Consider the following 24,983-nt stretch of genomic DNA (forward strand, 5'->3'; position numbering starts at 1 on the left):
GCGATGAAACAGCTTCTGTCGGCCCTTCTGTCGGCGGGCCTCATGGCCTTCCCGGCCGCCGCACTGGCGCAGGAGCCGGCCGCGCCCGCCGGCACGGCGGCCCCGGCCGCTGAGCCGCAGACCCCGGCCGAGGGGGCGCAGGCCGCGCAGGACGCCGAGGACGCCCGCGATGCGGACGCCGAGTCGCCGGCCGGGGAGGCGCCCGCCGGGGGCGCGGCGGCGGATGGCGTGATCGAGGGCCCGGCGGCCGGGCAGGCCGACGAATCGGCCCGTGGCGCCGCGGCCGCCGTGGACGGCCCGGAGGCCGAGGAGCAGGAGACGCCGCACTACCCGCTGCGCAAGCCGGAGGAGATGAGCTGGAGCTTCGCCGGGCCGTTCGGCACGTGGGATATCGGCCAGCTCCAGCGCGGCCTGAAGATCTATCGCGAGGTCTGCGCGGCCTGCCACGGGCTGTCGCTCGTCTCCTTCCGCAACCTCGAGGCGCTCGGCTATTCCGACGCGCAGGTGCGCGCGCTGGCGGCCGAGTACCAGATCCAGGACCCGATGCCGAACGCCGAGGGCGAGATGTTCGAGCGCGCCGGCATTCCCTCCGACCGCTTCCCCAGCCCCTATGCCAATCCCGAGCAGGCGGCGGCCTCCAACGGCGGCGCCATCCCGCCGGACCTCTCGCTCATCGCCAAGGCGCGGGCGGTGGAGCGCGGCTTCCCGACCTTCATCTTCGACATCTTCACGCAGTACAACGAGAACGGCCCGGACTATCTGCGCGCGCTTCTCACCAGCTATGGCGAGGAGCCGCCCGCCCATTACGAGATCCAGCCGGGCACGCACTACAACCCGGCCTTCATCGGCGGCATCGCGCTGGCGATGGCCCAGCCCATCTCCGACGGGCAGGTGTCCTACGACGACGGCGCGCCCGAGACGCTGGACCAGTATTCGCGCGACATCGCCGCCTTCCTGATGTGGACGGCCGAGCCGCATCTGGTCGAGCGCAAGGCGACGGGCTTCGTGGTGATGATCTTCCTCATCATCTTCGGCGGCCTCGTCTACGCCGTGAAACGCCGCGTCTGGGCCGACACGCCACACTGAGCGTCCCTGGAAGGCGCATGGAAAAGGGGCCGGACGGCCCCTTTTTTCTGTCGGCGGAACGGGCTTTTCGCGCGCTCTCGCGCGCCGGCCTCAGACGTTGAACTTGAACAGCATGATGTCGCCGTCGTGGACGACATAGTCCTTGCCCTCGTCGCGCGCCTTGCCGGCCTCCTTGGCCGCCACCTCGCCGCCGAGCGAAACGTAGTCGTCATAGGCGATGGTCTGGGCGCGGATGAAGCCCTTCTCGAAATCGGTGTGGATCACGCCGGCCGCCTGCGGGGCCCGCGCGCCGCGCCGCACGGTCCAGGCGCGCGCCTCCTTCGGCCCCACCGTGAAGTAGGTGATGAGGTCGAGCAGCGAGTAGCCGGCGCGGATCAGGCGGTCCAGTCCGGGCTCGGACAGGCCCATCGCCTCCAGATAGTCGCCCACCTCGTCCTCGCCGAGCTGGGCGATCTCCGCCTCGATGGCGGCCGAGATGACGACCGTTCCGGCGCCCTGCCGCTCGGCCATGGCCGCCACGGCCGCCGAGTGCGCGTTGCCGTTCGCCGCATCCTCCTCGGCCACATTGCACACGTAGAGGACGGGCTTGGAGGTGAGGAGGTTCAGCCCGCGAAGCTCGCGCGCCTCCTCCGCGTCGAGGTCCTTGACGAGCGTGCGCACCGGCTCGCCGGCCTGGAGCCTGGCAAGGGCGGCCTCCATGACGGGAAGCTGCGCGAGGGCCTCCTTGTCCTTGCCCTGCGCCTTCTTGCGCGTGCCCACCACGCGCCGCTCCAGGCTGTCGAGGTCGGAGAGCATCAGCTCGGTCTCCACCGTCTCGGCGTCCGCCACCGGGTCGATGCGCCCTTCCACATGCGTGATGTCGTCATTCTCGAAGCAGCGCAGCACGTGGACGATGGCGTCCACCTCGCGGATATTGGCAAGGAACTGGTTGCCGAGCCCCTCGCCCTTGGAGGCGCCGCGCACCAGCCCGGCAATGTCCACGAAGGTGATGCGCGTCGGCACGATCTGCGCCGACTTGCCGATCCGGGCGATATCGCGCAGCCGCGGGTCCGGCACGCCCACATCGCCGGTGTTCGGCTCGATGGTGCAGAAGGGGTAGTTCGCCGCCTGCGCGGCGGCCGTCTTGGTCAGCGCGTTGAAGAGCGTCGACTTGCCGACATTGGGGAGCCCGACGATGCCGCAGCGAAAGCCCATGAGTTCGTCCTTCATGTCCATGAAGCGCCGGTCACGGCGCTGATCTCGGCCGGAAAGGCCGGTTCAGTCCTTGGTGCCGAAGAGCTTCTTCAGCATCGCGGCCATCGGGCCGCGGTCGGGGATGGCGGGCCCCGGCCCCGTGCCGCGGGCCTGGCGGATATGGCTTTGGCCCTTCGGCTTGCCCGCGCCCCTGGCCGAGGCCGGCTCCGGCGAGCCGAGCGCCTGCGCCATGCGGTTCATGAACTGCGCGTCCTCGCCCTTCACCAGCAGCGGCGCGTTCGCGGCCACCGCCGCCAGCAGCGGCTCCAGCCAGTCCCGGTCCGCCTTGGCGAAATCGGAAAGGACGTAAGGGGAAACGCGGTCCTTGTCGCCCGGATGGCCGATGCCCAGCCGCACGCGCCGATAGTCCTTGCCCAGATGCGAATCGATGGAGCGAAGGCCGTTGTGCCCGCCATGCCCGCCGCCCGTCTTCACGCGCACCTTGGCCGGCGGCAGATCCAGCTCGTCGTGCAGCACGACGATTCGCGCCGGCTCGATCTTGTAGAAGGACGCGGCGGCGTGGACCGACTGGCCGGATAGGTTCATGAAGGTCTGCGGCTTGAGCAGCAGCACCTTCTCGCCGCCGATCCGCCCTTCCGATATCTCGCCCTGGAACTTCTTCGACCAGGGGGAGAAGGAGGGGTCGCGATGGATCTCGTCCACCGCCATGAAGCCGATATTGTGCCGGTTGCCGGCATATTGGGGGCCGGGATTGCCCAATCCTGCGATGAGCAGCATGTTCCCGGCCTCCTGTGTTCGCTTTAGGGAAAGCGCCCGCTGGGGCGCTTCGGCCTCAGTTGCCGGACTTCGGCTCGTCCTCGACCGTGTTGTCGGTCTGGTTGATGACCTCGGTCGTCGGCGCCTCGGCCTCGGCCTCGTCCGTCTCCTCGGCCATCGGCGGCACGATGGTGGCGATGACGAAGTCCTCGCTGGACGAGAGCGTCACGCCCTTGGGCAGCTTCAGCGCCGAGACGTGGACCGCATCGCCGATATCGAGCCCGGTCAGGTCGACGGTGAAGGCCTCGGGGATCTGCTCGGCCGGGCAGTGCACCTCGATCTCGTGATGGACGACGTTCAGCGTGCCGTCCTTCGCCTTGATGCCGGGGGCCTCGTCCTCGTTCTCGAAGTGCACGGGGATGTTCACCGTCACCACGGTCCTGGCGGAAACGCGCAGGAAGTCGACGTGCTGGAGCGTGTCCTTGATCACGTCGAGCTGGTAGTCCTTGGGCAGGACGCGGATCGACTGGCCGCCCACCTCGATGGTGGCGATCGTGGTCAGGAAGCCGCCGGCGTGCAGGCGCAGGAAGGTTTCCTTGTAGGGGACGGCGATCGGCAGGGGCTCCTGCTTGTCGCCATAGATGACGGCGGGCACCATGCCCGTGCGGCGCAGATGTCTGGCGGCCCCCTTGCCGACCTTCTCGCGCGCCTCGGCCTTGACCGTGTAGCTCTCGCTCATGGGATTGTCCTTAAAAACAGCAGAGGATGCCGAACCGGCCCAATGCCGGAACGACGAAAAGCGGCCCTTGCGAGCCGCTTCCTCCCGCGCTGCCTCCAAGGGTGTCCGCGCGGGATGGCGTGCCTATAGCGCGCGCCGCGCACTCGGGCAAGGTCAGTGCGGGTCGCGAGGGAAGGACGGCAGGTCCGCCGCCGGGGCCGGCGCCAGCCGTTCCTCGGTCCAGATCTGGTAGCTTACCCGCACGGCCCGCGGCTCGTCGAGCGAGCCGAGCGAGACCGTGACCTCGCCGTCCCCGTCATAGAGCATGAACAGGGGCGTGCCGCAGGCGGCGCAGAAGCCCCTGTTGCAGGCGGCCGAGGAGCGCCGGTAGGCGGGGCGTCCGGCGAGGAGGGCGAAGTCCTTTTCGGGAATGCAGACCCAGGTCGTGAAGGCCGCGCCCGTGGCCTTGCGGCAGGCGCCGCAGTGGCAATGGACGGCCCGGTCGTAGCCCGTTGCCCGGTAGCGGATCGCGCCGCAAAGGCATCCTCCCGGGAGTTCGGTCGCTTCCTGCGTCATGAAGGGCGTCCTCGGATTTGAACGCGGCGCGCGGAACGCCGTCCGGAATTGTGCCTTACCCTCCCTGAGTGCCGTCGACCAGGAGAGGTGTTCCATGTCCAATATCGAGCCGAACATCGTGGACCCGACCAAGGGCCCGCCGCCGCCGCCCGATTCGCTGCCGGGGGAGGATTTGCCGGGCGGGGACCATGTGGGCGACGACGATATCCGCGAGCCGGACACCGACGTGCCGCCGATCGAGCCCGACCCGGAGGAGCGCCGGGGCCCCGGGCGAGACGATATCGAGCGCGCTCAGCGAAGGATGATCGGGCTGTAGACAGGCCGGGAAAGGGCGCGCAGCTCCCAGTCACGCGCGCGGGCGTCGGCCTCGCGGGAAAGGTCGATGCGCTGGAGGCATTCGGCGAAGGCGTCCGTTCCGGGCCTGAAGCCGTAGTCGCGGCAGGAGGCTTCGTCGCGGGCGCGCCGTTCCTGCGGGTCGACGGTGGTGCAGCCGGCGCAGACCAGCGCGGCCAGGATCAGGGTGCCAAGGGTGGCGCGCATGTCGCCGTCCTCCCGAAAGGGAAACCGGACCGGGATATAGGGTCGCCCGGCGGCGATGGCAGCCTCAGGCTCGTCAGTCGAAGAGGCTGGAGACCGATTCCTCGGCGGCGGTGCGCTGGATCGCCTCTCCGAGGAGGTTGGCGGTGGAGACGACGCGGATGTTCTTGGCCTCCACGATCGCCTTGGTGGGCTGGATCGAGTCGGTGATGACGAGTTCCTCGAGGCGCGAGGCCTCGATGCGCGCCACCGCGCCGCCCGAAAGCACGCCGTGGGTGATGTAGGCCCGCACGCTCCGGGCGCCCTGCGCCATCAGAGCGTCGGCCGCGTTGCAGAGCGTGCCGCCCGAATCGATGATGTCGTCCACGAGGATGCAGTGCCGGCCCGAGACGTCGCCGATGATGTTCATCACCTCCGACTCGCCCGGCTTCTCGCGGCGCTTGTCCACGATGGCGAGCATCGCGTCGAGCCGCTTGGCGAGCGAGCGGGCGCGCACCACGCCGCCCACGTCGGGCGAGACGACCATGCAGTTGTCGAGGTCGACATGCGCCTTGATGTCGCGCGAGAGCAGCGGCACGGAGAAGAGGTTGTCGGTCGGGATGTCGAAGAAGCCCTGGATCTGCCCGGCGTGCAGGTCGAGCGTCATCACGCGGTCGGCGCCCGCCTCGGTGATGAGGTTGGCGACGAGCTTGGCGGAGATGGGGGTCCGCCCGCCGGCCTTCCGGTCCTGCCGGGCATAGCCGAAATAGGGCACCACGGCGGTGATGCGGCGGGCGGAGGCGCGGCGCATCGCGTCGATCATGATGAGGAGTTCCATCAGATGGTCGTTCGCCGGATAGGCGGTCGACTGCACGATGAAGACATCCTCGCCGCGCACATTCTCCTGGATTTCGACGAAGATCTCCTGGTCGGCGAAGCGTCGGACCGTGGCGCGCCCGAGCGGCAACTCCAGATATTTCACGATCTGCTCGGCGAGCGCGACGTTGGAGTTGCCTGCGAAGAGTTTCATGCCTGTCCCGCCTGAAATGGGCCGCTGGGCCGCTCGAGGGGCGCTCCGTCCCCGCCCCGGCTGCCTATGGTCGGGCTCATAACAACATCAGGTGAAGATTCAAGGTTTCGATTTGGAATCGTTTCAGGGCTGCACCGAAACAAGCTCCAGCGGCAGGCGCGAGAGGGGCTCCGGCGGCCCCTGCGTCGTCAGGTAGGTGCGCCCCAGCGTCATCGCCGCGCCCTCCTCCGAATCCATGATGATCATGTGCGCGAAGAGCGTCATGCCGGGCTCGATGGGCTCGGCATTGCCCGAGACGAACATCTGCGGGTCCATCCAGGAGGGGGCGTAGCGCGCGCCGACCGAATAGCCGCAGGCGGCCAGCCGGTGGCGCACCAGCTTGTGCTCCTCCATCACGCGGGCATGGGCGTCGAACACGTCGCCGAAGGTGGAGCCGGGGCGCATGGCCTCCTCCACCGCCAGGAGCGCCTCCCGCGCGGCCTCGAACAGCTCCTCGTGGCGCATCAGCGGCTTGCCGAGGATGACGGTGCGCATGGCGGGCGCGTGGTACTGCGCCTTGACGCCCGCCCATTCCACGGTGAGCTGGTCCTGCGCGGAAAGCTTGCGGCGGCCCGACTTGTAGCGGCACAGGAGCGCGTCGGGGCCGGAGCCGAGGATGAAGGGGTTGGCCGGATAGTCGCCCCCCGCCCGCAGCACTTCCCCTTGCAGGGCATGGAGGAGGTCGGCCTCGTCCGCGCCCTCCTTCACCAGCGCCATCATGGCCTCGAAGGCATCGTCGCCGATCCGCGCTGCCTCGCGCGCATAGGCGATCTCGGCGGGGCTCTTGAGAAGGCGCAGCGAGGGCACGAGGTCCGAGGCGTCCTTCAGGCTCGCGAAGGAGCCCAGACGCTCCTGCACGAGCTGGCCGTTGGCGGCGGTCAGCCCGTGGGTGGCCCATTCCACGCCCAGCCGGCAGCCCAGCAGCCCCATGTCGTCGCACAGGTCGCGCAGGTCGATGGCCGGGTCCGCGCCCGCCCGGTCGCGCCACAGCGCGATGGTCTGGATGTTCGACGTATGGTGGGCCTGGCGCAGATCGGCCGAGCGGGTGAGAAGCCGCATCTCGCCGTCGCCCTTCACCACGAGGCACTGGAAGAAGCAGAAGCCGAACGTGTCGTAGCCCGTCAGCCAGTACATGGATTCCTGCGAGAACAGGAGGATGGCGTCGAGCTTGCGGGTGGCCATCTCGGCCGTCAGGCGGCCGAGCCGTCCTGCAAACTCCTCCGGCGCGAAGTGAAGCATGGGTCGTCCCCGTATCGGATGAAGGGAAGGTGTCAGCGGCCGATCGCGATGGCGGAGAGCTGCCGCCCGTAATCGGGCTCGCCGCGATGGGTGGTGCGGCGGAAGGAGAAGAAGCTCTCTTCCTCCGCATAGGTGCAGCGCCCCACGAAGCGCGCGCGGGTGCCCGCGCGCTCCAGCCGCGCGACGATGTAGGCCGGCAGGTCGAACTGCCGCTTGCCGGGCTTCGTCCCGGGCAAAAAGAAGCGTTCCGCCGTCGCGTCCTGCCGGGCGGCCGTCTCGGCCATGTCCTCGCCCACCTCGTAATGGGCGGCGGTGATGGAGGGGCCGAGCACGGCCAGGATGCCCGCGCGCCGGGCGCCCAGCCGCTCCATCGCCTCGATGGTCGCCTCCAGGACGCCGCCCACCGCGCCGCGCCAGCCGGCATGGGCCGCGCCCACCACCGCGCCGTCCTCGCTGGCCAGCAGCACCGGGCCGCAATCGGCGGTGACGACGCCGATGGCAAGGCCCGGCGTCGCGGTGACGATGGCGTCGGCCTTGGGCCGTTCGGAGCCGAAGGGCGCATCGACGATCACCGCGTCGGGCGAGTGCACCTGCCAGGGGGTCGCGATCTCCTCCATGCCGAGGAAGCGCGTGGCGCGCTCGCGGTTCTCCCGCACCGCCTCGGGCGCGTCCTGGCTGCCGAGCCCCGCGTTCAGGCCGCGATAGAGCCCTCGGGAGACGCCGCCGGCGCGCGTGAAGAAGCCGTGCCGCAGCCCGGGCAGGGCGGCGAGCCAGTCGTCGCTGACGATATCGTGCTCGCTCAAGGGCGATTCGGGGGGCCGGTCCAACATGGCGCGGATCGTGGTGGAGGGGGGTGGCGAAGTCAATCGAGGCCGCCCGCGCCGAAGGGCGGCAGTGCGAGCGGCCGCGAGGCCGCCGCCAGCACCTTGAACAGCGCGCCCATCTCCCCCGGCCCCCCGCCCGCCAGCCGCCGCGCATCTGACGCGACGCGCGCCCGGTCCTCGGGGCCCCGGTCTCGCGCGAGCCGCGCGGCGCGCTCGGCAAGGCCGAGGGAAAGCAGGAACTCGCCTTGCGTGCCGACGGGCGAGACGCTGGCTCCGGCCCCCGCCAGCGCGGCCGAGAGGCGGGCGAAATCCACATGGCTGGTGATGTCGTGAAGGCCGGGATCGGCCAGCGGGTCGGCGAAGGCATGGGCCCGCAGCGCCTGGAGCGTGTCGCCGAAGCCCGAGCGCGCATGGCCGTAGTCGATGAGGAGCGCCGCGCCCGGCCGCCGCGCCAGCCGCGAGCCGATCTCGGCCGCGATGGCCTCGCGCAGGGGCGAGACTTCCGCCACGTCGCCTGGCGCGGGCGTCCCCGCCCCGGGCAGCGGATGGGCGGTTCCGGCCTCGCCTTCCACGAAGCGCAGCGCCTCGCCGTCGAGGCTCACCAGCCGCTCGCGCCAGCCCTCGGCGCCGAAGACGAACTGGCGGATCGCCACCGCGTCGAACAATTCGTTGGCCACGAGAAGGAGCGGGCCGTCCTCCACTTCCGCCAGCCGCCTGGCGCGGCGCACGGGCAGGTCGAAGCGGGCAAGGGCGGCCGCCTGCTCGCCCGCCAGCCGGTCGCTCGTCTCCACCAGCCAGAGGCGCGCGGCGCCCGCGAAGGCCGGGTCGAGGCGGCGCGTGGTGCGCAGGAGGTCGGCCATCAGCGTGCCGCGCCCGGGCCCGATCTCGGCCAGGACAAAGGGCGATGGCCGCCCCAGCTTCCGCCAGGCGGCCACCAGCCATGCGCCCAGAAGCTCGCCGAACATCTGGCTGATTTCGGGCGCGGTGATGAAGTCGCCTTCGGCCCCGAAGGGGCGGCGGGCGGTATAGTAGCCGCCCTGGGGGTCGAACAGGGCGATGTTCCAGAAGCGTTCGAGGCTCATCGGCCCCCGCGAGGCGATCGCCTCGGCAATCCGCCGCCCGAGCGGCGTCAAGCGGCGCCCTCGCGCGCGGCCTCCAGCGCGCTCGGGCTGGGCGGGGAGACGCGCGGCCGCGCGGTTGCCACGGCCCACAGGCCGGCCAGCACCATGGGCAGCGACAGGACCATGCCCATGGTCAGCCAGCCGGTGCCCAGGAGATAGCCGATATGGGCGTCCGGCAGCCGGTAGAACTCCACGAAGATGCGCGCGCACCCATAGCCGAGGATGAACACGCCCGCCGTCAGCCGCGGGCGCGAGAGCGAGCCGAGATGGTGGGTCATGACGCGCAATACGATGAAGAGCAGCACGCCCTCCAGCGCCGCTTCGTAGAGCTGGCTCGGGTGGCGCGGCTCCGGGCCGGCGCCCGGAAACACCATCGCCCAGGGCACGCTGGTCGGCGCGCCGTAGAGCTCGGCATTGATGAAATTGGCGATGCGCCCGAAGAACAGGCCGAAGGGCACCGAGGCGGCCACCATGTCCACGAAGCTCCAGAGCGGCACCTTGCGCGAGCGGGCGAAGAGCAGGATGGCGATGGCGACGCCGATCAGCCCGCCATGGAAGGACATGCCGCCCTCCCACACGCGGAAAAGCGAAAGCGGATCGGCCAGCCAGCGGTCGAAATCGTAGAACAGGATGGAGCCCAGCCGCCCGCCGGCGACGATGCCGACGGTGATCCAGATGATGAAGTCGTCGATATCCGCCTTGGAGACCGGCGAAACGCCGTTGGGCCACAGGCGCGGCGTGCCCGCCAGGTGCCGGCCGTAGAGCCAGCCGCACAGGATGCCCACGACATAGGCCAGCCCGTACCAGCGGATCGCCAGCGGCCCGATCTGGAGCAGCACGGGGTCGATGGCCGGATAGGCCAGTACGCCGAGAAAGGGCAGGGTGGACATGGCTGGCTCTCCGGCTTTCTCGAAAAACGCGCGACGCGGCGCGGCGAGGTTTGGCGGCATGGCTCCCTCCGGTCAAGCCGCGCCATTGCCAAGCGGCGCGCTCCTGCCTACCTCAAGGTTCCAGACGAATCCGAAGGCGGAGCGCTTACCCATGTCCAACAGCCGAGGCCCGAGCCGGATGCTCGACGAGTTCGCCCGCATCGTCACAGACACGACGGGCGCGGCCCAGGGCGTGCGGCGCGAGATCGAGACGGCGGTTCGCTCGCAGACCGAGCGTCTCATCAACCAGCTCGAACTGGTTCAGCGCGAGGAGTTCGAGGTGGTCCGCGAGATGGCCATCCGCGCCCGCGCCGAGAACGAGGAGCTGAAGCGCCGCATCGCCGCCCTCGAGGCGCGCGGGGCCGCCACGCCGGATGCAGGACCCTCCGATCCCTCCATCTGAGGCGGTCGCGGACGGGTTGTCCACAGGCCGTCCACAGCTTGTTCGCAATGCGGGCGCTCGTTCCGCGTCGCGAAATTACCCTTCGCCATGAGTCTGTTAGGGCGGCCGATTCGCGCGCCCTCTCAAGCCCGCCCGCCGGGCGGTGGTTAATATTTCCTTTCCCCACTGGTGCCGTGACTCCGCGTCGATACACTGATTCCAAAGGGTGATTCGCGTTCGGCGACGCCCGATGGAGCCGGCGGCGGGGACGAGGACCCCCGCCGCCGGCTCCCCGAATGCGGCACGGGGATTTTGATATGCAACTGGCGGAAGTCCAATTCCGGCGACAATCCAATCCGGTGGACATGGTGGAGCTGGTCGCCGCCTCGCGTGACTGGGCCTTCGAGCGCCCTTGCGACGACGAGATCGAGATGAGCGTGGACGGGACCCGCGCCCGCTACTCGCTCTCCCTTTCCTGGATGGAGCATTGCGAGGCGCTGCATCTGGGGTGTGCGTTCGAGCTGAAGGTGCCCGCCCATCGCGAGGCCGAGGTGCTGCGCCTTCTGGCCCGCACCAACGAGGCGATGCTGCTCGGCCATTTCGATCTCTGGCCGGCGGAAGGGGCGGTGATGTTCCGCCACGCGCTGCTCCTCTCCGGCAATGCCGAGCCCACGAGCGAGCAGGCCGAGCGCCTGCTGACGCTCGCCCTGGAGAATTGCGAGCGCTATTTCGACGCCTTCCACTTCGTGATCTGGGCCAACAAGACGGCCGAGGAGGCGCTGGCCTGCGCCATGTTCGAAACGGTCGGCCACGCGTGAGCGCGTGGTTGGAACCGGGCCGGGTCCTGCTTCTGGGCGGCGGCAATATGGGCGCGGCCATGGCCGGCGGCTGGCTCGCGGCCGGCCTTGCGCCCGGGCGCCTCGTCGTGGTGGACCCGCGCGCCGGCGCCGCGCTTCGCCCGGTGCTCGATGCGGGCGCGGTTCATCTGGAGGCGCCGGGCGGCGAGGCGGCCGATATCGTGGTCCTCGCCGTCAAGCCGCAGGTGCTGGACGCCGCGCTTCCCGCGCTCCTGCCGGTGCTGAAGGAAAGCACGCTTCTCATCTCCATCGCCGCCGGGCGCACCATCGCCTCCATCGAGGCGGTGCTGGGTGCGCGGCCGGTGGTGCGCGCCATGCCCAACACGCCGGCGCTCATCGGGCGCGGCATCACCGGCGCCTTCGCCAATGGCCGCGTGAGCGATACGGCGCGCGCCTCCGCCGAGGCGCTCCTTTCCGCCTGCGGACCGATGGAATGGGTGGGCGAGGAAGGCGGGATCGATGCCGTGACGGCGGTTTCGGGCTCCGGCCCGGCCTATGTGTTCCTCATGGCCGAGGCGCTGGCCGAAGCCGGCGCCAAGGCGGGTCTCGCCCCGGATCTCGCCCTGCGGCTCGCGCGCCATACGGTGGCGGGCGCCGGCGAGCTGATGATCCGCTCGGGGGAGGAGCCGGCCCAGCTGCGCCGCAACGTCACCTCGCCGAACGGCACCACGCAGGCCGCGCTCGACGTGCTGATGGCCGAAGGTGGCCTTGGCCCGCTGCTGGAGCGCGCCGTGGCGGCGGCGAAGGCCCGCGCCGAAGAATTGTCCAGAAACTGAAGGCACCGATGAGCGACGAAACCTCCGCGCCACAGATTTCCTACGAGGATTTCCTGAAAGTGGACATCCGCGTCGGCACCATCGTCTCCGCCGATCCCTTCCCCGAAGCGCGCAAGCCCGCCTTCAAGCTGGCGATCGATTTCGGCGAGGGGATCGGGGTCAAGAAATCCTCCGCGCAGATCACGGTTCGCCATTCGCTGGAGGAGCTGGTGGGCCGGCAGGTCATGGCGGTCGTCAACTTTCCGCCGCGCCAGATCGGCCCGGTGCGCTCGGAAGTGCTGACGCTCGGCTTCCCGGACGAGGAGGGCAACGTCGTCCTTGCCGCCCTGTCCCACCCCGTCCCCAATGGCGGACGGCTGTTCTAGGCCGGAATCCTGATCTCGGCCTTCAGCCCGCCCAGCTCCGAGGCGGAGAGGCGAATGTCGCCGCCATGGCTGCGCGCGATGTCGCGGGCGATGGCAAGGCCGAGCCCGGTTCCGCCGTCGTCGATGTTGCGCGCGTCGTCGAGCCGCATGAAGGGCTTGAACGCGTCCTCGCGCTGCTCGGGCGCTATGCCGGGCCCGTCGTCCTCCACCGTGATGGTCAGCCAGCGGCCCTCGTGCCGGGCGCGAACGCGCACCGTTTCCCCGTAGCGCATGGCGTTGGACACGACATTGGTGACGAGCCGGGTGAAGCCGTCGGGGCGGACCCTGACCACCGGGTCGCCGGAAAGCTCGAAGGAGAAACGGCTGCCCTTCAGCCCCGCTTCCGTCTCGAATTTGGAGAGGACGGGCTCGAGGTCGAGCAGCCCCACCTCCTCGCCCGCCTCGCCCTTGGCGAAGGCCAGATAGCCCTCCAGCATACGCTGCATCTCGTCCGTGTCGCGCTCCAGCTCCCGCCGGTCCTCCGAATCGGAGAAGAAGGCCAGTTGCAGCCGGAACCGCGTGAGGACGGTGCGCAGATCGTGGCTGACGCCGTTGAGCATCTGCGTGCGCTGCTCGATCTGCCGCTCGATCCGGTCGCGCATCTGCAGGAAGGTCAGCGCGGCGCGCCGCACCTCCCGCGCCCCGCGCACACGAAAATCGGCCGGCAGCGGCTGGCCGCGCCCGAAGCTCTCGGCCGCCTCGGCCAGCTTCTGGATCGGGCGGATCTGGTTGCGCAGGAAGAGCACCGCGATGAGGATGAGGACCAGCGAGGTGCCCACCATCCATACGATGAAGATGTGCGTGTTGGACGCATAGGCCGAATTGCGCCGGGCGTAGACGCGCAGCATGTGCTCGTCGAGCAGGATGCGAATTTCCACCAGCCGCGAATCGCCCACCGTGTCGATCCAGAAGGGCCGGTCGATCTGGCGGGTGATCTCCTCGGAGAGGATGCCGTCGAGAATGTTGAAGAAGGGGCGCGGCGCCGGGGCGGGCAGGGGCTCCGGCGGCAGGACGAGGATGTTGAGGTCGAGCTTGTCGCGCGCGATCCGCGTGATCTGCGAGAAGTCCGGGTCCTGCGGAAAGGTCTCGATCGCGTCGATGATGGCCGAGATGTCGCGCACCACGGCGGTGGAAAGGCGCTGCGTCACCGTCGCCCAGTGGCGCTCCATGAAGACCACGGAGACCACCGTCTGGAGCAGCACCATCGGCGCGATGATGATGATGAGGGAGCGCGCGTAAAGGCCGGTGGGGGCGAACTTGCCCATCCAGCGGGGCAGGCGGGGCGCCTTCAGCCGAAACCGGCCGCTCGCGGGCAGCCGGTCGGCCAGCCTGCGCCGGAACGCCTGCGCGCCGGGGCGAAGGCGCTCCAGAACGCTCATCGGTCGATGTTCAGCCGGTAGCCGATGCCGCGCACGGTCTGGAGCCAGAGCGGGTTGGCCGGGTCGCTCTCGATCTTGCGCCGCAGGCGGTTGATCTGGACGTCCACCGTTCGCTCGCCGACCTCCGTCTCCTCCCCGATCAGCTCCTGGCGCTGGATCGTGTCGCCGGCGCGCGCGGCGAACTGCACCATCAACTCCTGCTCCCTGTCCGTGAGGCGGATCACCTCGTTCTCCCGCTTCAGCTCGCGGCGCGAGAGAGAGAAGGTGAAGGGGCCGAAGCGCACATTCTCCACCTTCTGGATCGGCGCGGGCGCGCCGCGCCGCAGGATGTTGTTGATGCGCAGCATCAGCTCGCGCGGATCGAAGGGCTTGGAGAGGTAGTCGTCCGCCCCCGCCTCCAGCCCCCCGATGCGGTCGTCGATCTCCGAGCGCGCCGTCAGCATCAGGATGGGGATGTCGCGCGCCTGCGACAGGCTGCGGGTGAGCTCCAGCCCGTTCTCCCCCGGCATCATCACGTCGACGACCAGAAGGTCGAAATCCAGCCCTTCCAGAATGCGCCGCGCCCCCGCCGCGTCGGCGGCGGTCGACACGCGAAAGCCGTGCTCGGAAAGGAAGCGCGACAGGAGGCTGCGGATGCGCCGGTCGTCGTCCACCACCAGGAGGTGGGCCGCGTCGTCTCCCGGCCCGGTCGGCACCGCGGCCAGTTCGCCCGGCGTCGGTCCTGCGTTCTGAAGCGTCAAGACGCGCCCTCCTTGACGATGCCCTTGCGGTGGAACCACTCGCGCGTCGTTTCCCGGTCGCACCCCATCTCGAACAGGAAGTCGCCGATCCAGCGCGAGTTCTGGAAACCGGACGCGGCGAGCGCCGCGTCGATCCGGCGCACCTGCGCCCGCGAAAGCTCCAGCGTCAGCTCGCGCCCCTTCTGGGTGGGATAGAGGCGGCGCTGCCGCCGGTCCTCGTCGCCCGGCAGTTGCACGATGAAGCCGTCCTCCACCAATTGCCGCAGAACGCGCGAGAGCGACTGCTTGGTGATCTGCAGGAGATCGAGAATGCCCGCGATCGTCATGCCCGGATCGCGGTTCACGAAATGCAGGATCCGATGATGCGCGCGCCCGAAGCCGTAGCGGTCCAGGATCTCGTCCGCATCTGCCGTGAATTCACGATAGGCGAAGAAGAACAGCTCGATCAGGCGGAAATCGAGCTCGCCGTGTGTCGGAAGCGCGTCCGTCGCGATCCGGTCGATCGGCTTTCGTGGGGTGGGATCGGGCAGGCGGGCATCCATCAAGATAGGTCAGCACTGTTGACGTATTCAGGCGTCATTGTTACACCCATCCCGACTTCCCGAACAGCCATCTTGCAGCTTGGGCAGCCTAGCGCGATCCTGGACCGCCCTCCATTCGATTCCGATCATCACCGCTTCGGCAGGCGAAATTCGGGCGTGAAGCGGCAGGATCTTCTTGCAGTCGGAAGAAGGCGCGTTCCGCGCCTTGGGAGAAACGGTCATGAGCGTTCCGTTCGATCAACTGGACGGCGAAATCTGGTTCAACGGCGAGTTCGTTCCCTGGAAGGACGCGAAGATTCACGTCCTGACCCACGGGCTGCACTATGCCAGCTCCGTGTTCGAGGGCGAGCGCGCTTATGGGGGCGAGATCTTCAAGCTGCGCGAGCACACCGAGCGGCTGATCGAATCGGGCCGCATCCTCGGCTTCAAGGTGCCCTACGGCGCCGACGAGATCGATGACGCCTGCAACGAGCTTCTGCGCCGCCAGGGCTTCACGGATGCCTATGTGCGCCCCATCGCCTGGCGCGGCTCGGAGATGATGGGCGTCTCCGCCCAGCACAACCGCATCAATGTGGCCATCGCCATCTGGCAGTGGCCGAGCTATTTCGACCCCGAGCAGCGCATGAAGGGCATCCGCCTGGACCTGGCCGAGTATCGCCGCCCGGACCCGCGCACCGCGCCCTCCAAATCCAAGGCGTCCGGCCTCTACATGATCTGCACCATCTCCAAGCACGCGGCCGAGGCCAAGGGCTATGCGGACGCGCTCATGCTGGACTGGCGCGGGCAGGTGGCCGAGGCGACCGGCGCCAACGTGTTCTTCGTCAAGGACGGCGTTATCCATACGCCCACGCCCGACTGCTTCCTGGACGGCATCACCCGGCGCACCGTCATCGAGCTGGCCCGGCGGCGCGGCTTCGAGGTGAAGGTGCGCGCCATCATGCCCGAGGAGATGGAAGGCTTCGAGGAGTGCTTCCTCTGCGGCACGGCCGCCGAGGTGACGCCCGTTTCCGAGATCGGCCCCTACCGTTTCACGCCGGGCGAGACCACGCGCCGGCTGGTGGAAGACTACATGGCCGAAGTGCAGCCCAAGCGCATGGCGGCCGAGTAGGGCGCGCCTCACGCTGAGAAAATGATAGGAAAAGGGCCGCGTTGCGCGGCCCTTTTTCCTTTGGCGCGACGGCCGCGCCGCCCTGGCTGCGGCCTCGAGATGTCCTTCCGGGAGTTTGCCCTATGAGCCTTCGCATGCAGATCGTTCCCGTCACGCCCTTCGAGCAGAACTGCTGCATCTTCTTCGACGAGCTTACGAAGCAGGCGGTGGTGGTCGATCCGGGCGGGGATGTGGAGCGCATCCTGGCGGCGGTGCGCGAGCGCGGGCTTGCGGTGGAGGCCATCTGGCTGACGCATGGCCATATCGACCATGCCGGCGGCGCGATGGACCTGAAGGACGCGCTCGGCGTCGAGATCGTCGGGCCGCACCGCGACGACCGCATGTTGCTCGACCGGCTGGAGGACCAAGCCAGGATGTTCGGCCTTCCCGGCTCGGTGCGCAACGCCCGGCCCGACCGCTGGCTGGAGGAGGGCGACACGCTCTCGCTCGGGGAGCATGTGTTCGAGGTCATCCACGCGCCGGGCCATGCGCCGGGCCATGTCGTCTTCTTCAACCGCGCGGCCAACTTCCTCCATGCCGGCGACGTGCTCTTCTCCGGCTCGATCGGCCGCACCGACCTGCCGGGCGGCGATCACGCCACGCTGATCGACACGATCAAGCGCAAGATCCTGCCGCTGGGCGACGATGTGGGCTTCATCTGCGGCCACGGGCCGGGCGGGCGCCTGGGCGAGGAACGGCGCACCAATCCCTTCCTGGTCTGACGGCGCCTACTCGCCCGTGCAGAAGCGGCGGCGGCCGGTCTCGTCGGTGTAGGTGCCGAGCGAGGCGTCGAAGGTCTCGTGGCGCTCGACGCAATCGCGCAGCCAGTCCTGCGTCCACGGCTCGAAGCCGGGCGAGGGCTCCGCTATCCGTTCCGGCTCCGCCGGCTCGGCGGGCACCTCGGCCGCCTCGGGAACCGGCACCTCCTCCGGCACGGCTGCCTCGCGCGCCGGAGCTTCCTCGGGAACCGGCACCGCCTCGCCGGCCGGTTCCTCCGGGTCGGGATAGACGACGAGGCCCGGCTCCTGAAGAGCGCGCGCGGCGAAGGCACGCCGGTCCTCGTCCGGCTGGGGCTCTGCCCGTGCCTCCGACCGCGCCCCCATGCCGGGGGAAAGGCGGATGATCTTGGTGGCGCCGGAATGGTCTATGCGAAAGCCCGCCGGGCCGGACGGCTGACGGTCGAGCCGCGCGGAGGCCACGTTGACGATCCTCGGCCCCGGTTCGCGCTCCACGAAGGCGGGGACGGGAAGACCGCCGGCGGAGCCTTGCGCGTTGGCGAACACGCCCGTGCCCCGGTAGTAGGACGAGCGGGGCAGGGCGACCACCCGCACCACCGAAGGGCTGGTGCGATCATGGCGGTAGTGGACCGGCTCGGCCGCGCCCGCGCCGGGCCCCAGGTCGATGAAGGAGCCGGCGGCCTGCGCGGGGCCACCGGCAAAAGCGAGCACGGCAAAGGCGAGCGCGCCGAGGCACGGCATCTGCGACATGACCCGTTCCCGTTCCGTTAACACTTCGGAAAGGAATAAGGCCCCGCGCGCCCCAGGGGAAGGGTAATGGAACGAAAGGTTAAAATGCAGTTAACACGGATACGGTTTCACGATACACGAACCGGCCGGAAGGGGAAAAGCCGAAGAACCCGCGCAAGACAACTCGCGCGGGCAGTGCACCGTGTGGCCGGCGGGCAAGCCGCCGTGCGATGGGGAAGCTTAGTCCGCGGTCTGCAGATTGACGGCCTTGGGGCCCTTGCCGCGCTTGTCGGGCTCGGTATCGTAGGAAACCTTCTGGTTCTCGACGAGGCCGTTGAGGCCCGAAGCCTGGACCGCCGAGATGTGCACGAAGATGTCCGCGCCGCCATTGTCCGGCTTGATGAAGCCGAAGCCCTTCTCGGTGTTGAAGAATTTGACCGTGCCGGTCTGCGCCATGTCGGAACCCTCTTCCCTTAGGCTTTCATAGAACGCCCTGAACGGGGCGGTGGCAGGCAAGTCTTGATGCGAGGAAAGGGAACCGATACATCGCGCTCCGCTTGCACGGACCGCCCGAAGGATGCGCCTCCGATACGCAATTCGTCCATCACCCGTGTTCGCGAAATTGCCCGAACACTAGAAGTCTTGCAAAGGAGCGATAGACTTTGCAAGCGAAAGTTTCGTGGCCCCGCGTCACAAATGGTTTGAGCGGCGATTTTGACCGCACGGTAGAACTCTCCGACCCTGCAAAGAAGTGTCGCTTCCTGCCTCCGTTTTGCCACCACGCTGCCGTGGGGGAAGGAGGGGCGGAAAGGGGAACGGCTGCGCGCGACGCCCGTTGGACCCACCAAAGGGCGGCGCGCGCGCTCGGCCGCCGCCCGGCATGGAAAACAGGACGAGACGCATGATGAAGGCAATTCTGATCGCCGCCTCCGTGGCGGCCTCCACCGGTGGCGCCGCTCTTGCGCAGGGCGCACCCTCGCCGGAGCCGCGTCCGATGACGTCGGCCGAGGGGCAGGCGGACGCAGGGGCGGACGTGGGCACGGTGCTGGGCTCGGGCGCATTGCCGGGCGTTGGCATCGGCACCGCCACGACGAGCGAGGAGAATGCGACCGCTGGCCCCGGCGCGCTTCAGAACGGCGTCGGCGCGACCGGCACGATGGCGCCCGACACGACGGGGGCCGCCGGCACTGTCGGCGGGGGGGCGCCCGGCACGGGCGGCGCGCCGGCCGGCACAGGCTTGCCGCTGGAGACGACGCCCGGCCAGCCCCTGGTGCCGCCGGCCAATTGAGCGGCCGCGAGGCCGGTCCCGCGGGCTCCGCCTTTGCCTCGCCGGAAGGCGCGTATGTCTTTTGACCCGCACCGCCTGGGGGCCGCCCCGCGAGGATGACGCGCGAGCGCGTTTCCGCGCCGCTTTGGCGGCCGGATCGGTGAGGGATGGTGCCGTTCCTGAGGGGAACGGGCGATGGAGCGCCGGAGGCTCGCCTCCGATTGGTATTTTATATGTGGCTCGCCTCCGGCGCCCCACGCGGCGTCTTCCAGACCCTGCGAAGGGTGCCAGCCTCCGCTCCGCTTCCCGGTCCGCGCCTGTCCAACGCCGGAACCTCGGCCCGATCTCCACCCCGGCTCTCACCACGGGGCGGTTGGGCTGTCTCCGGTTCCGCGCGGCGCCCCGTGACTTGGGGCCCCTCTCCTAGTGGAGGGACGCCCGGCCTGCGAGGGTCCGTCCGGGTCGCCGCCCCTCCGGAAGAGGCCGCGCCGCGGACGCCGCCCGCCGGCCCCCGAACGATCCCGGTGATCATTCGCGCCCATCCGCGGGCCGGCGGTGGGAGGAGTATGGGGCGTTGCGGAAATGGGGGGAAAGATCGCGCGGGAATCGGCCGGCGGCTTGCGTCCGCGCCTCGCCCGTACGCCCATCCTCACCTCACCTCACCTCACCTCACCTCACCTCACCTCACCTCACCTCACCTCACCTCACCTCACCTCACCTCACCTCGCCTCACCTCACCTTTCCTTCACCCTGCGCCTCACCTCACCCTCATCCTGAGCCTGTCGAAGGACGAGGGTGGGCGGCACGACCGCTGCACCAAGCGCCCCCCGTCCTTCGACAGGCTCAGGATGAGGGGCTATGCGGACGGCTCAGGATGAGGGGCGGTGCGGAGGGATCAGGGGGCGCGGCTGCGCAATGCGCTCGGGGTGAGGGCTGTGTGAAGGGCTCAGGGTGAGGGGCTGTGCGCGGGGCTCACGATGAGGGGCTAAGCGGAGGGCGCAGGATGAGGGGCTATGCGAACGGCTCGGGATGAGGGGGTATGCGAAGGGCCCAGGGCAGAGGCCATGCAAACGGGCTCGGAGACCGTCCGAGACTTCGGGCGGGTCGGTCCTGCGGGTCTTGTCCGCCGCCGCCGCGTCACCGATCCTCGCCCCCCGACCATCGGAGACATTCGACATCTTGCAAATGGTCCGATGGCGGACCATCCTGTGAATGCCGAAAATAGAGTTGCAGGTCGGTAGTTCCTGCGCCCGTCTATCGGGTTCTTCCCAGCCACGGCGCCAACCCAACTCGCTTGGGAAGGCGCTGACACGGGTTTGGCATCTTCCCGGCTGAATGCCGAGAAATTTCCGATGTTGCAACTTGCCATAGCTGCTCTCGTTTCGGCCGCGCTGTTCGCTGGCGCCGCGCTCTACATCAGCCTTGTCGAGCATCCGGCTCGCCTCGGATTGGCGGACGCTCCCCTGCTGGCGCAGTGGAAGCCCAGTTACAGGCGAGCGCTGCCGATCCAGTCCGGGCTGGCGCTGGCAGGGGGCGTGGCAGGAGTGATCGTCGGATATCTTGCGACGGATTGGATATGGTTTGCGGGAAGCGCCCTGTTGCTCGCCAACTGGCCGTTCACGCTGTCTGTCATCATGCCGGTCAACAAACGCTTGATGGCGATCGAGGAAAAGGAGGCGGGTGCTGAAAGCCGAGCACTGTTGGTGAAGTGGGGAAAGCTGCACAACATCAGGAGCGCACTCGGCGCAGCCACGACGCTGCTCTACGCGTGGGCGCTGGCAGGCGCGGGCTGACGGCTGCTTTCGGCCCTGTCCGCCCGTTCCCGACCTGAAATCGCGATCATCCGGCCCCTGCTGCCGTCCTCAACGCAGCCATCGGCCTCGCGCTTCAAGTCCTTGGATGCAGGGTTGGCGAGGCGATCGTCGTGATGGCTTGGAGGTCGCAACGGAAGGGGACGTCCCGTATGATGCCGGCATGTTCCGCGTTGTCGCATACGAGTTCGGCCCGCCCGAAGAAGCGCTGGCCTATGCATGGGCGGCCAAGCCCGTTCCCGATCAGGGAGACGTGCTGGTGCGGATGCGGGCGAGCGCGATCAATCCCTCGGATCTGATCCCGGTCACGGGCGCGTACCGGCATCGCACGGCCCTGCCGTTCGTGCCGGGTTACGATGGGGTCGGTGTCGTTGCCGACGTCGGACCGGGTGTCGATCCGGCGATGCTCGGCCGCCGCGTGCTGCCGCTCGGCTCGGCGGGCAACTGGTCGACATGGAAGGCCCTGCCGGCGGAATGGTGCATCGATGTGCCGGACGACATCGCGGACGAGCAGGCCGCGATGGCCTACATCAACCCGCTCACGGCAAGGCTGATGGTGCAGGCATTGTCGCCGAAGCCCGGCGCCCGGATCGGCATGACCGCTGGAGCCTCGAGCATCGGCCGCATGCTGATCCGCCTTCTGCATGCGGCCGGGGCGCTGCCCCTCGCGATCGTTCGTAGCGAGCGGTCGCGGCATGCCCTGCGTGGTGAGCCCGTCGAGATCATCGAGGAAAGCAGACCCCTTCCATCTCTGGACGCGGGGCTCGACGCGGTGGGCGGCCTTGCCGGGGCGCGTCTGGCGGCCGCCATCGAGCCTGCTGGCGTGCTGCTTCACTACGGCCTTCTTTCCGGTCGGCCCCTCACGGGCGCTCTATTGGAAAAGGCGAAGGCGAGCGTGCGGATGTTCCGGCTCCGGGACTGGGTCCATGCCTCACCCCGCTCGGACTTCCGAGCGGCGATGGCCGAGGCGTTCGGGGATATCAGAACGGGGCTTTCCGCCTCGCCCGTCGCGGCCGCCTATCCCCTTTCGGCCTTCCAGGACGCGCTCCTTCACAATGCGCGCCCCGATCGAAGGGGCAAAATCCTGCTGCGCCTTTGACGGCCAAATCTGGCGCGAGGGCAAGTTACATCGACTTCTCCGGTATCGCCGCCGAGAAACGGCCCGACAGGAAAAACCGCCGCCTCACCGCCCCGGCCGACCCGTTTTTCCCGGACGGCGCTTGCGGCGTTTCTCGTCCGAGGGGTCTTCGTAGGAGCCCAGCCCGACGCGCTCTCGCCGGATGGGGCGGGCGTCGTTGGGCGGGGAGGCGTCTTGTGGTTCGGGGGACTCCCCCTGGGGCGGTTGGGGGCGGCGCGATGGGGTCGGCTTGGCGGGGAGGGCGCCTTCGTGGCGGGGCTTCTCCGTGCGGCCGACGGTCATCTCGTCCAGCGTGTTCTTGCGGAAGAGGGGGCGGGCGGTGTCGGTGCCCGGGCCCATGTCGTCCAGCGAGGGCTTGGCGAAATAGGAGTTTTCGGCCTTGCCGGCGGGGCTCGCCTCGCCCCGGGGCGCCAGCGGCTCGCCCCTGGGGCCGAAGCGGGGGTTGGCGGGCGCGGGGCGGCGGCCCTTGCCGGTGCGCTTGTTGGCCGAGCCGCCCTCCGCGTCGATGTCGTATTCACGGGCCAGCGGGTCTTCCGACACGGCCAACTCCGTGGCCTGGAGGCGCTTGATCTCGTCGCGCAGGCGGGCGGCCTTCTCGAAGTCGAGATCGGCAGCCGCCTCGCGCATGGATTTTTCCAGATATTCCAGATGGCTCTTGAGATTGTTGCCGACGAGCGCGCCTTCCTTCGCGTCGCGCCCGGCATCCACGCGCACGTGGTCCTTCTCGTAATAGCTGTCGAGGATGTCGGCGATCCTGGCCTTCACCGATTCGGGCGTGATGCCGTTCTGCGCATTGTAGGCCTCCTGCTTCTCGCGGCGGCGGTTGGTCTCCGCGATGGCGCGCTCCATCGAGCCGGTGATGCGGTCGGCATAGAGCAGCACCTTGCCGTCCACGTTTCGCGCCGCGCGGCCGATGGTCTGGATCAGCGAGGTCTCCGAGCGCAGGAAGCCTTCCTTGTCCGCGTCGAGAATGGCAACGAGGCCGCATTCGGGAATGTCCAGCCCCTCGCGCAGGAGGTTGATGCCCACCAGCACGTCGAACGCACCCAGCCGCAGGTCGCGGATGATCTCGATGCGCTCCAGCGTGTCGATGTCGGAGTGCATGTAGCGCACCCGCACGCCCTGCTCGTGCAGATATTCGGTGAGATCCTCCGCCATGCGCTTGGTGAGCACGGTGGCCAGCACGCGATAGCCCTTGGCCGCCGTCTCGCGGATCTCGCCCAGGAGGTCGTCCACCTGTGCCTTGGCCGGGCGGATCTCCACCGGGGGATCGGTGAGGCCGGTGGGGCGGATGACCTGCTCGGCGAAGACGCCGCCGCTCTGCTCCAGCTCCCAGGCGCCGGGCGTGGCCGAGACGGCCACGGTGGGCGGGCGCATGGCGTTCCACTCCTCGAAGCGCAGGGGGCGGTTGTCCATGCAGGAGGGCAGGCGGAAGCCGTATTCGGCCAGCGTCGCCTTGCGCCGGAAGTCGCCGCGATACATCGCCCCGATCTGGGGGACGGTGACATGGCTCTCGTCGATGAAGACGAGGGCGTTGTCCGGCAGATATTCGAACAGCGTGGGCGGCGGGTGGCCGGGCTGGCGGCCGGTGAGATAGCGCGAATAGTTCTCGATGCCGTTGCACGAGCCCGTCGCCTCGATCATCTCGATGTCGAAGGTGACGCGCTGCTCCAGCCGCTGCGCCTCCAATAGGCGGCCGGCCTTGTTCAGCTCCACCAGCCGGGCCTTCAGCTCCTGCCGGATGGACTTCACCGCCTGCTGCAACGTGGGGCGCGGCGTGACGTAGTGCGAATTGGCGTAGATCTTCACCGACCTCAGGTCGTCGGTCTTCTGGCCCGTCAGCGGATCGAATTCGTGGATGGCCTCGATCTCGTCGCCGAAGAGGGAGATGCGCCAGGCGCGGTCCTCCAGATGGGCGGGGAAGAGCTCGATCGTATCGCCCCGCACGCGGAAGGAGCCGCGCTGGAAGTCCATCTCGCGGCGCTTGTACTGCTGGGCCACGAGGTCCGCGAGGAGCTGGCGCTGGTCCAGCCGGTCGCCGACGCTCATCTGGAAGGTCATCGCCGTATAGGTCTCGACCGAGCCGATACCGTAGATGCAGGAGACCGAGGCGACGATGATGACGTCGTCGCGTTCGAGCAGCGCGCGGGTAGCGGCGTGGCGCATCCGGTCGATCTGCTCGTTGATGGAGGATTCCTTCTCGATGAAGGTGTCCGAGCGGGGCACATAGGCCTCCGGCTGGTAATAGTCGTAATAGGAGACGAAATACTCCACCGCATTGTCGGGGAAGAAGTTCTTGAACTCCCCGTAGAGCTGCGCGGCGAGGGTCTTGTTGGGCGCCAGGATCAGCGCCGGGCGCTGCGTGCGCTCGATGACGTTGGCCACGGTGAAGGTCTTGCCCGAGCCGGTGACGCCGAGCAGCACCTGCGTCTGGTCGCCGTCCCCGATGCCGGAGACAAGGTCCTCGATGGCGGTCGGCTGGTCGCCCTTGGGCGTGTAGTCGGAGGCGATGCGGAACGGTTGGCCGCCCTCAGACTTGGCCGGCCGCTCGGGTCGGTGCGGCACCCAGATCTCACCGTTCTTCAGAAGGGGGTTGCCTTCCGAGATCAGCCGCGTCAGCGCCTCCACCGTGGCGGTGACGCCGCCTTCCGGCAGGGCGGCCGCGTCCTCCAGCGACACGTCCATCCCGGCGACGGGGTTGAGACCGGCGGCGGCGCGCGTCCTGGGGTCGGAGGTCGTGCCCATGGAGGTGCCGCGCGCCGTCTTGGCGCTCCTGGGCGCGGCGGGCTTCTTCCTCGCGGCGGGCCTGGGCTGCTCATCGGCCTTGCGCTCGGCCTCCACCTCGGCGGCCTGCGCGATCTCCTCCGCCCAGCCGGAGACCGGGCCGGCGAGGGGAGGCCCTTCGAAGCCGGTCTGCGGCGCTTCGGAGAAGCCCTTGTTCAGGCTTTCCGAGGCGTCGGAGAAATCCAGGATCGGCGAGCGCCGGGGCGACTTGCGGGGAGTATCGGCCATCGGGGCAATATGGGGAACAAAACGAGTTTGGAGA

Annotated in this window: 27 protein-coding genes; 11 read left to right on the forward strand and 16 right to left on the reverse strand. The window is 69.0% G+C overall.

Going from position 1 to position 24,983, the window contains the following annotated elements:
* Positions 1–3: 3 nt before the first annotated feature.
* Positions 4–1,086, forward strand: a complete 1,083-nt coding sequence (locus J7654_RS09975) for a cytochrome c1 (protein ID WP_342451361.1) — start codon at positions 4–6, stop codon at positions 1,084–1,086.
* Between the two features lie 90 nt (positions 1,087–1,176).
* On the opposite strand, the gene ychF is transcribed toward J7654_RS09975, so the two are convergent.
* From ychF to J7654_RS09995, 4 genes are all read right to left on the reverse strand, one after another.
* Positions 1,177–2,280 carry a redox-regulated ATPase YchF gene (gene ychF, locus J7654_RS09980; protein ID WP_209740412.1) on the reverse strand — a complete coding sequence of 368 codons (1,104 nt, stop codon included), beginning with the start codon at positions 2,278–2,280 and terminating at the stop codon, positions 1,177–1,179.
* A 63-nt stretch (positions 2,281–2,343) separates the two neighbouring features.
* Entirely contained in the window at positions 2,344–3,057 is a 714-nt protein-coding gene (gene pth, locus J7654_RS09985) for an aminoacyl-tRNA hydrolase (RefSeq protein ID WP_209735762.1), read from the reverse strand.
* A 55-nt stretch (positions 3,058–3,112) separates the two neighbouring features.
* Complete coding sequence (locus J7654_RS09990) at positions 3,113–3,775, reverse strand: 50S ribosomal protein L25/general stress protein Ctc (protein ID WP_209735763.1); 663 nt, start codon at positions 3,773–3,775, stop codon at positions 3,113–3,115.
* A 153-nt stretch (positions 3,776–3,928) separates the two neighbouring features.
* A complete protein-coding gene (locus tag J7654_RS09995) occupies positions 3,929–4,330 on the reverse strand; it encodes a GFA family protein (RefSeq protein WP_209735764.1) in 402 nt (133 codons plus the stop codon).
* A 94-nt stretch (positions 4,331–4,424) separates the two neighbouring features.
* Between J7654_RS09995 and J7654_RS10000 the strand changes: the two genes are divergently transcribed.
* Positions 4,425–4,646, forward strand: a complete 222-nt coding sequence (locus J7654_RS10000; protein ID WP_209735765.1) for a hypothetical protein — start codon at positions 4,425–4,427, stop codon at positions 4,644–4,646.
* Here J7654_RS10000 and J7654_RS10005 read toward each other — a convergent pair.
* The 6 genes from J7654_RS10005 to lgt all read right to left on the reverse strand — a co-directional run bounded on the left by J7654_RS10005 (position 4,622) and on the right by lgt (position 9,989).
* Entirely contained in the window at positions 4,622–4,870 is a 249-nt protein-coding gene (locus J7654_RS10005) for a hypothetical protein (protein ID WP_209735766.1), read from the reverse strand. The two genes, J7654_RS10000 and J7654_RS10005, sit on opposite strands and share 25 nt — an antisense overlap.
* A 73-nt stretch (positions 4,871–4,943) precedes the next feature.
* Positions 4,944–5,876, reverse strand: a complete 933-nt coding sequence (locus tag J7654_RS10010) for a ribose-phosphate pyrophosphokinase (protein ID WP_209735767.1) — start codon at positions 5,874–5,876, stop codon at positions 4,944–4,946.
* A gap of 123 nt (positions 5,877–5,999) precedes the next feature.
* Complete coding sequence (locus tag J7654_RS10015) at positions 6,000–7,154, reverse strand: M24 family metallopeptidase (RefSeq protein WP_209735768.1); 1,155 nt, start codon at positions 7,152–7,154, stop codon at positions 6,000–6,002.
* Positions 7,155–7,186: 32 nt separating this feature from the next.
* A complete protein-coding gene (pgeF, locus tag J7654_RS10020) occupies positions 7,187–7,984 on the reverse strand; it encodes a peptidoglycan editing factor PgeF (protein WP_209740414.1) in 798 nt (265 codons plus the stop codon).
* A 32-nt stretch (positions 7,985–8,016) separates the two neighbouring features.
* Positions 8,017–9,111 carry a class I SAM-dependent methyltransferase gene (locus J7654_RS10025; protein ID WP_245195455.1) on the reverse strand — a complete coding sequence of 365 codons (1,095 nt, stop codon included), beginning with the start codon at positions 9,109–9,111 and terminating at the stop codon, positions 8,017–8,019.
* Entirely contained in the window at positions 9,108–9,989 is an 882-nt protein-coding gene (gene lgt / locus J7654_RS10030; RefSeq protein WP_209735769.1) for a prolipoprotein diacylglyceryl transferase, read from the reverse strand. Before lgt ends, J7654_RS10025 begins: the two co-directional genes overlap by 4 nt.
* 151 nt (positions 9,990–10,140) lie before the next feature.
* On the opposite strand from lgt, the gene J7654_RS10035 reads away from it, so the two are divergent.
* The 4 genes from J7654_RS10035 to J7654_RS10050 all read left to right on the forward strand — a co-directional run bounded on the left by J7654_RS10035 (position 10,141) and on the right by J7654_RS10050 (position 12,408).
* Entirely contained in the window at positions 10,141–10,431 is a 291-nt protein-coding gene (locus J7654_RS10035) for an accessory factor UbiK family protein (protein WP_209735770.1), read from the forward strand.
* Between the two features lie 296 nt (positions 10,432–10,727).
* Complete coding sequence (locus J7654_RS10040) at positions 10,728–11,228, forward strand: type III secretion system chaperone family protein (protein WP_209735771.1); 501 nt, start codon at positions 10,728–10,730, stop codon at positions 11,226–11,228.
* Between the two features lie 47 nt (positions 11,229–11,275).
* Positions 11,276–12,043: a pyrroline-5-carboxylate reductase gene (gene proC, locus J7654_RS10045; RefSeq protein ID WP_245195763.1), complete on the forward strand. Its 768-nt coding sequence runs from the start codon at positions 11,276–11,278 to the stop codon at positions 12,041–12,043.
* 8 nt (positions 12,044–12,051) lie between these two features.
* Positions 12,052–12,408 (forward strand): tRNA-binding protein, encoded by a 357-nt coding sequence (locus tag J7654_RS10050; RefSeq protein ID WP_209735773.1) that lies wholly within the window; start codon positions 12,052–12,054, stop codon positions 12,406–12,408.
* On the opposite strand, the gene J7654_RS10055 is transcribed toward J7654_RS10050, so the two are convergent.
* The 3 genes from J7654_RS10055 to J7654_RS10065 form a co-directional block, all read right to left on the reverse strand.
* Positions 12,405–13,739: an ATP-binding protein gene (locus J7654_RS10055; protein WP_209740418.1), complete on the reverse strand. Its 1,335-nt coding sequence runs from the start codon at positions 13,737–13,739 to the stop codon at positions 12,405–12,407. The genes J7654_RS10050 and J7654_RS10055 overlap by 4 nt on opposite strands.
* Before the next feature lie 83 nt (positions 13,740–13,822).
* Entirely contained in the window at positions 13,823–14,530 is a 708-nt protein-coding gene (locus tag J7654_RS10060; RefSeq protein WP_377946334.1) for a response regulator, read from the reverse strand.
* Positions 14,531–14,562: 32 nt separating this feature from the next.
* Complete coding sequence (locus J7654_RS10065; protein ID WP_209740421.1) at positions 14,563–15,108, reverse strand: MarR family winged helix-turn-helix transcriptional regulator; 546 nt, start codon at positions 15,106–15,108, stop codon at positions 14,563–14,565.
* A gap of 220 nt (positions 15,109–15,328) precedes the next feature.
* Between J7654_RS10065 and J7654_RS10070 the strand changes: the two genes are divergently transcribed.
* Together J7654_RS10070 and J7654_RS10075 are read left to right on the forward strand one after the other, a co-directional pair.
* Positions 15,329–16,216: a branched-chain amino acid aminotransferase gene (locus J7654_RS10070; RefSeq protein ID WP_209735774.1), complete on the forward strand. Its 888-nt coding sequence runs from the start codon at positions 15,329–15,331 to the stop codon at positions 16,214–16,216.
* A 122-nt stretch (positions 16,217–16,338) separates the two neighbouring features.
* Complete coding sequence (locus J7654_RS10075) at positions 16,339–16,977, forward strand: MBL fold metallo-hydrolase (RefSeq protein ID WP_209735775.1); 639 nt, start codon at positions 16,339–16,341, stop codon at positions 16,975–16,977.
* Positions 16,978–16,983: 6 nt separating this feature from the next.
* Here the strand turns inward: J7654_RS10075 and J7654_RS10080 are convergent, their stop codons facing one another.
* A complete protein-coding gene (locus tag J7654_RS10080) occupies positions 16,984–17,742 on the reverse strand; it encodes a hypothetical protein (RefSeq protein WP_209735776.1) in 759 nt (252 codons plus the stop codon).
* A gap of 219 nt (positions 17,743–17,961) precedes the next feature.
* Positions 17,962–18,177: a cold-shock protein gene (locus J7654_RS10085; RefSeq protein ID WP_209735777.1), complete on the reverse strand. Its 216-nt coding sequence runs from the start codon at positions 18,175–18,177 to the stop codon at positions 17,962–17,964.
* A 445-nt stretch (positions 18,178–18,622) separates the two neighbouring features.
* On the opposite strand from J7654_RS10085, the gene J7654_RS10090 reads away from it, so the two are divergent.
* From J7654_RS10090 to J7654_RS10100, 3 genes are all read left to right on the forward strand, one after another.
* Positions 18,623–19,009 carry a hypothetical protein gene (locus tag J7654_RS10090; RefSeq protein WP_209735778.1) on the forward strand — a complete coding sequence of 129 codons (387 nt, stop codon included), beginning with the start codon at positions 18,623–18,625 and terminating at the stop codon, positions 19,007–19,009.
* Positions 19,010–20,340: 1,331 nt separating this feature from the next.
* On the forward strand, positions 20,341–20,781 hold the full coding sequence (locus tag J7654_RS10095) for an anthrone oxygenase family protein (RefSeq protein WP_209735779.1): 441 nt from the start codon (positions 20,341–20,343) through the stop codon (positions 20,779–20,781).
* Between the two features lie 271 nt (positions 20,782–21,052).
* Positions 21,053–21,898: a zinc-dependent alcohol dehydrogenase family protein gene (locus tag J7654_RS10100; protein ID WP_245195456.1), complete on the forward strand. Its 846-nt coding sequence runs from the start codon at positions 21,053–21,055 to the stop codon at positions 21,896–21,898.
* 84 nt (positions 21,899–21,982) lie between these two features.
* On the opposite strand, the gene uvrB is transcribed toward J7654_RS10100, so the two are convergent.
* Entirely contained in the window at positions 21,983–24,949 is a 2,967-nt protein-coding gene (gene uvrB / locus J7654_RS10105) for an excinuclease ABC subunit UvrB (RefSeq protein WP_209735781.1), read from the reverse strand.
* Positions 24,950–24,983 lie beyond the last annotated feature (34 nt).

Source organism: Aureimonas populi (genome assembly GCF_017815515.1).
Lineage (GTDB): Bacteria > Pseudomonadota > Alphaproteobacteria > Rhizobiales > Rhizobiaceae > Aureimonas > Aureimonas populi.

Bases quoted from the DNA above. Each gene is read 5' to 3' on its own strand.
- J7654_RS09975 (WP_342451361.1), top strand. From the start codon at position 4: ATGAAACAGCTTCTGTCGGCCCTTCTGTCGGCGGGCCTCATGGCCTTC.
- ychF (WP_209740412.1), bottom strand. From the start codon at position 2,280: ATGGGCTTTCGCTGCGGCATCGTCGGGCTCCCCAATGTCGGCAAGTCG.
- pth (WP_209735762.1), bottom strand. From the start codon at position 3,057: ATGCTGCTCATCGCAGGATTGGGCAATCCCGGCCCCCAATATGCCGGC.
- J7654_RS09990 (WP_209735763.1), bottom strand. From the start codon at position 3,775: ATGAGCGAGAGCTACACGGTCAAGGCCGAGGCGCGCGAGAAGGTCGGC.
- J7654_RS09995 (WP_209735764.1), bottom strand. From the start codon at position 4,330: ATGACGCAGGAAGCGACCGAACTCCCGGGAGGATGCCTTTGCGGCGCG.
- J7654_RS10000 (WP_209735765.1), top strand. From the start codon at position 4,425: ATGTCCAATATCGAGCCGAACATCGTGGACCCGACCAAGGGCCCGCCG.
- J7654_RS10005 (WP_209735766.1), bottom strand. From the start codon at position 4,870: ATGCGCGCCACCCTTGGCACCCTGATCCTGGCCGCGCTGGTCTGCGCC.
- J7654_RS10010 (WP_209735767.1), bottom strand. From the start codon at position 5,876: ATGAAACTCTTCGCAGGCAACTCCAACGTCGCGCTCGCCGAGCAGATC.
- J7654_RS10015 (WP_209735768.1), bottom strand. From the start codon at position 7,154: ATGCTTCACTTCGCGCCGGAGGAGTTTGCAGGACGGCTCGGCCGCCTG.
- pgeF (WP_209740414.1), bottom strand. From the start codon at position 7,984: ATGTTGGACCGGCCCCCCGAATCGCCCTTGAGCGAGCACGATATCGTC.
- lgt (WP_209735769.1), bottom strand. From the start codon at position 9,989: ATGTCCACCCTGCCCTTTCTCGGCGTACTGGCCTATCCGGCCATCGAC.
- J7654_RS10035 (WP_209735770.1), top strand. From the start codon at position 10,141: ATGTCCAACAGCCGAGGCCCGAGCCGGATGCTCGACGAGTTCGCCCGC.
- J7654_RS10040 (WP_209735771.1), top strand. From the start codon at position 10,728: ATGCAACTGGCGGAAGTCCAATTCCGGCGACAATCCAATCCGGTGGAC.
- proC (WP_245195763.1), top strand. From the start codon at position 11,276: ATGGGCGCGGCCATGGCCGGCGGCTGGCTCGCGGCCGGCCTTGCGCCC.
- J7654_RS10050 (WP_209735773.1), top strand. From the start codon at position 12,052: ATGAGCGACGAAACCTCCGCGCCACAGATTTCCTACGAGGATTTCCTG.
- J7654_RS10065 (WP_209740421.1), bottom strand. From the start codon at position 15,108: ATGGATGCCCGCCTGCCCGATCCCACCCCACGAAAGCCGATCGACCGG.
- J7654_RS10070 (WP_209735774.1), top strand. From the start codon at position 15,329: ATGAGCGTTCCGTTCGATCAACTGGACGGCGAAATCTGGTTCAACGGC.
- J7654_RS10075 (WP_209735775.1), top strand. From the start codon at position 16,339: ATGAGCCTTCGCATGCAGATCGTTCCCGTCACGCCCTTCGAGCAGAAC.
- J7654_RS10080 (WP_209735776.1), bottom strand. From the start codon at position 17,742: ATGTCGCAGATGCCGTGCCTCGGCGCGCTCGCCTTTGCCGTGCTCGCT.
- J7654_RS10085 (WP_209735777.1), bottom strand. From the start codon at position 18,177: ATGGCGCAGACCGGCACGGTCAAATTCTTCAACACCGAGAAGGGCTTC.
- J7654_RS10090 (WP_209735778.1), top strand. From the start codon at position 18,623: ATGATGAAGGCAATTCTGATCGCCGCCTCCGTGGCGGCCTCCACCGGT.
- J7654_RS10095 (WP_209735779.1), top strand. From the start codon at position 20,341: ATGTTGCAACTTGCCATAGCTGCTCTCGTTTCGGCCGCGCTGTTCGCT.
- uvrB (WP_209735781.1), bottom strand. From the start codon at position 24,949: ATGGCCGATACTCCCCGCAAGTCGCCCCGGCGCTCGCCGATCCTGGAT.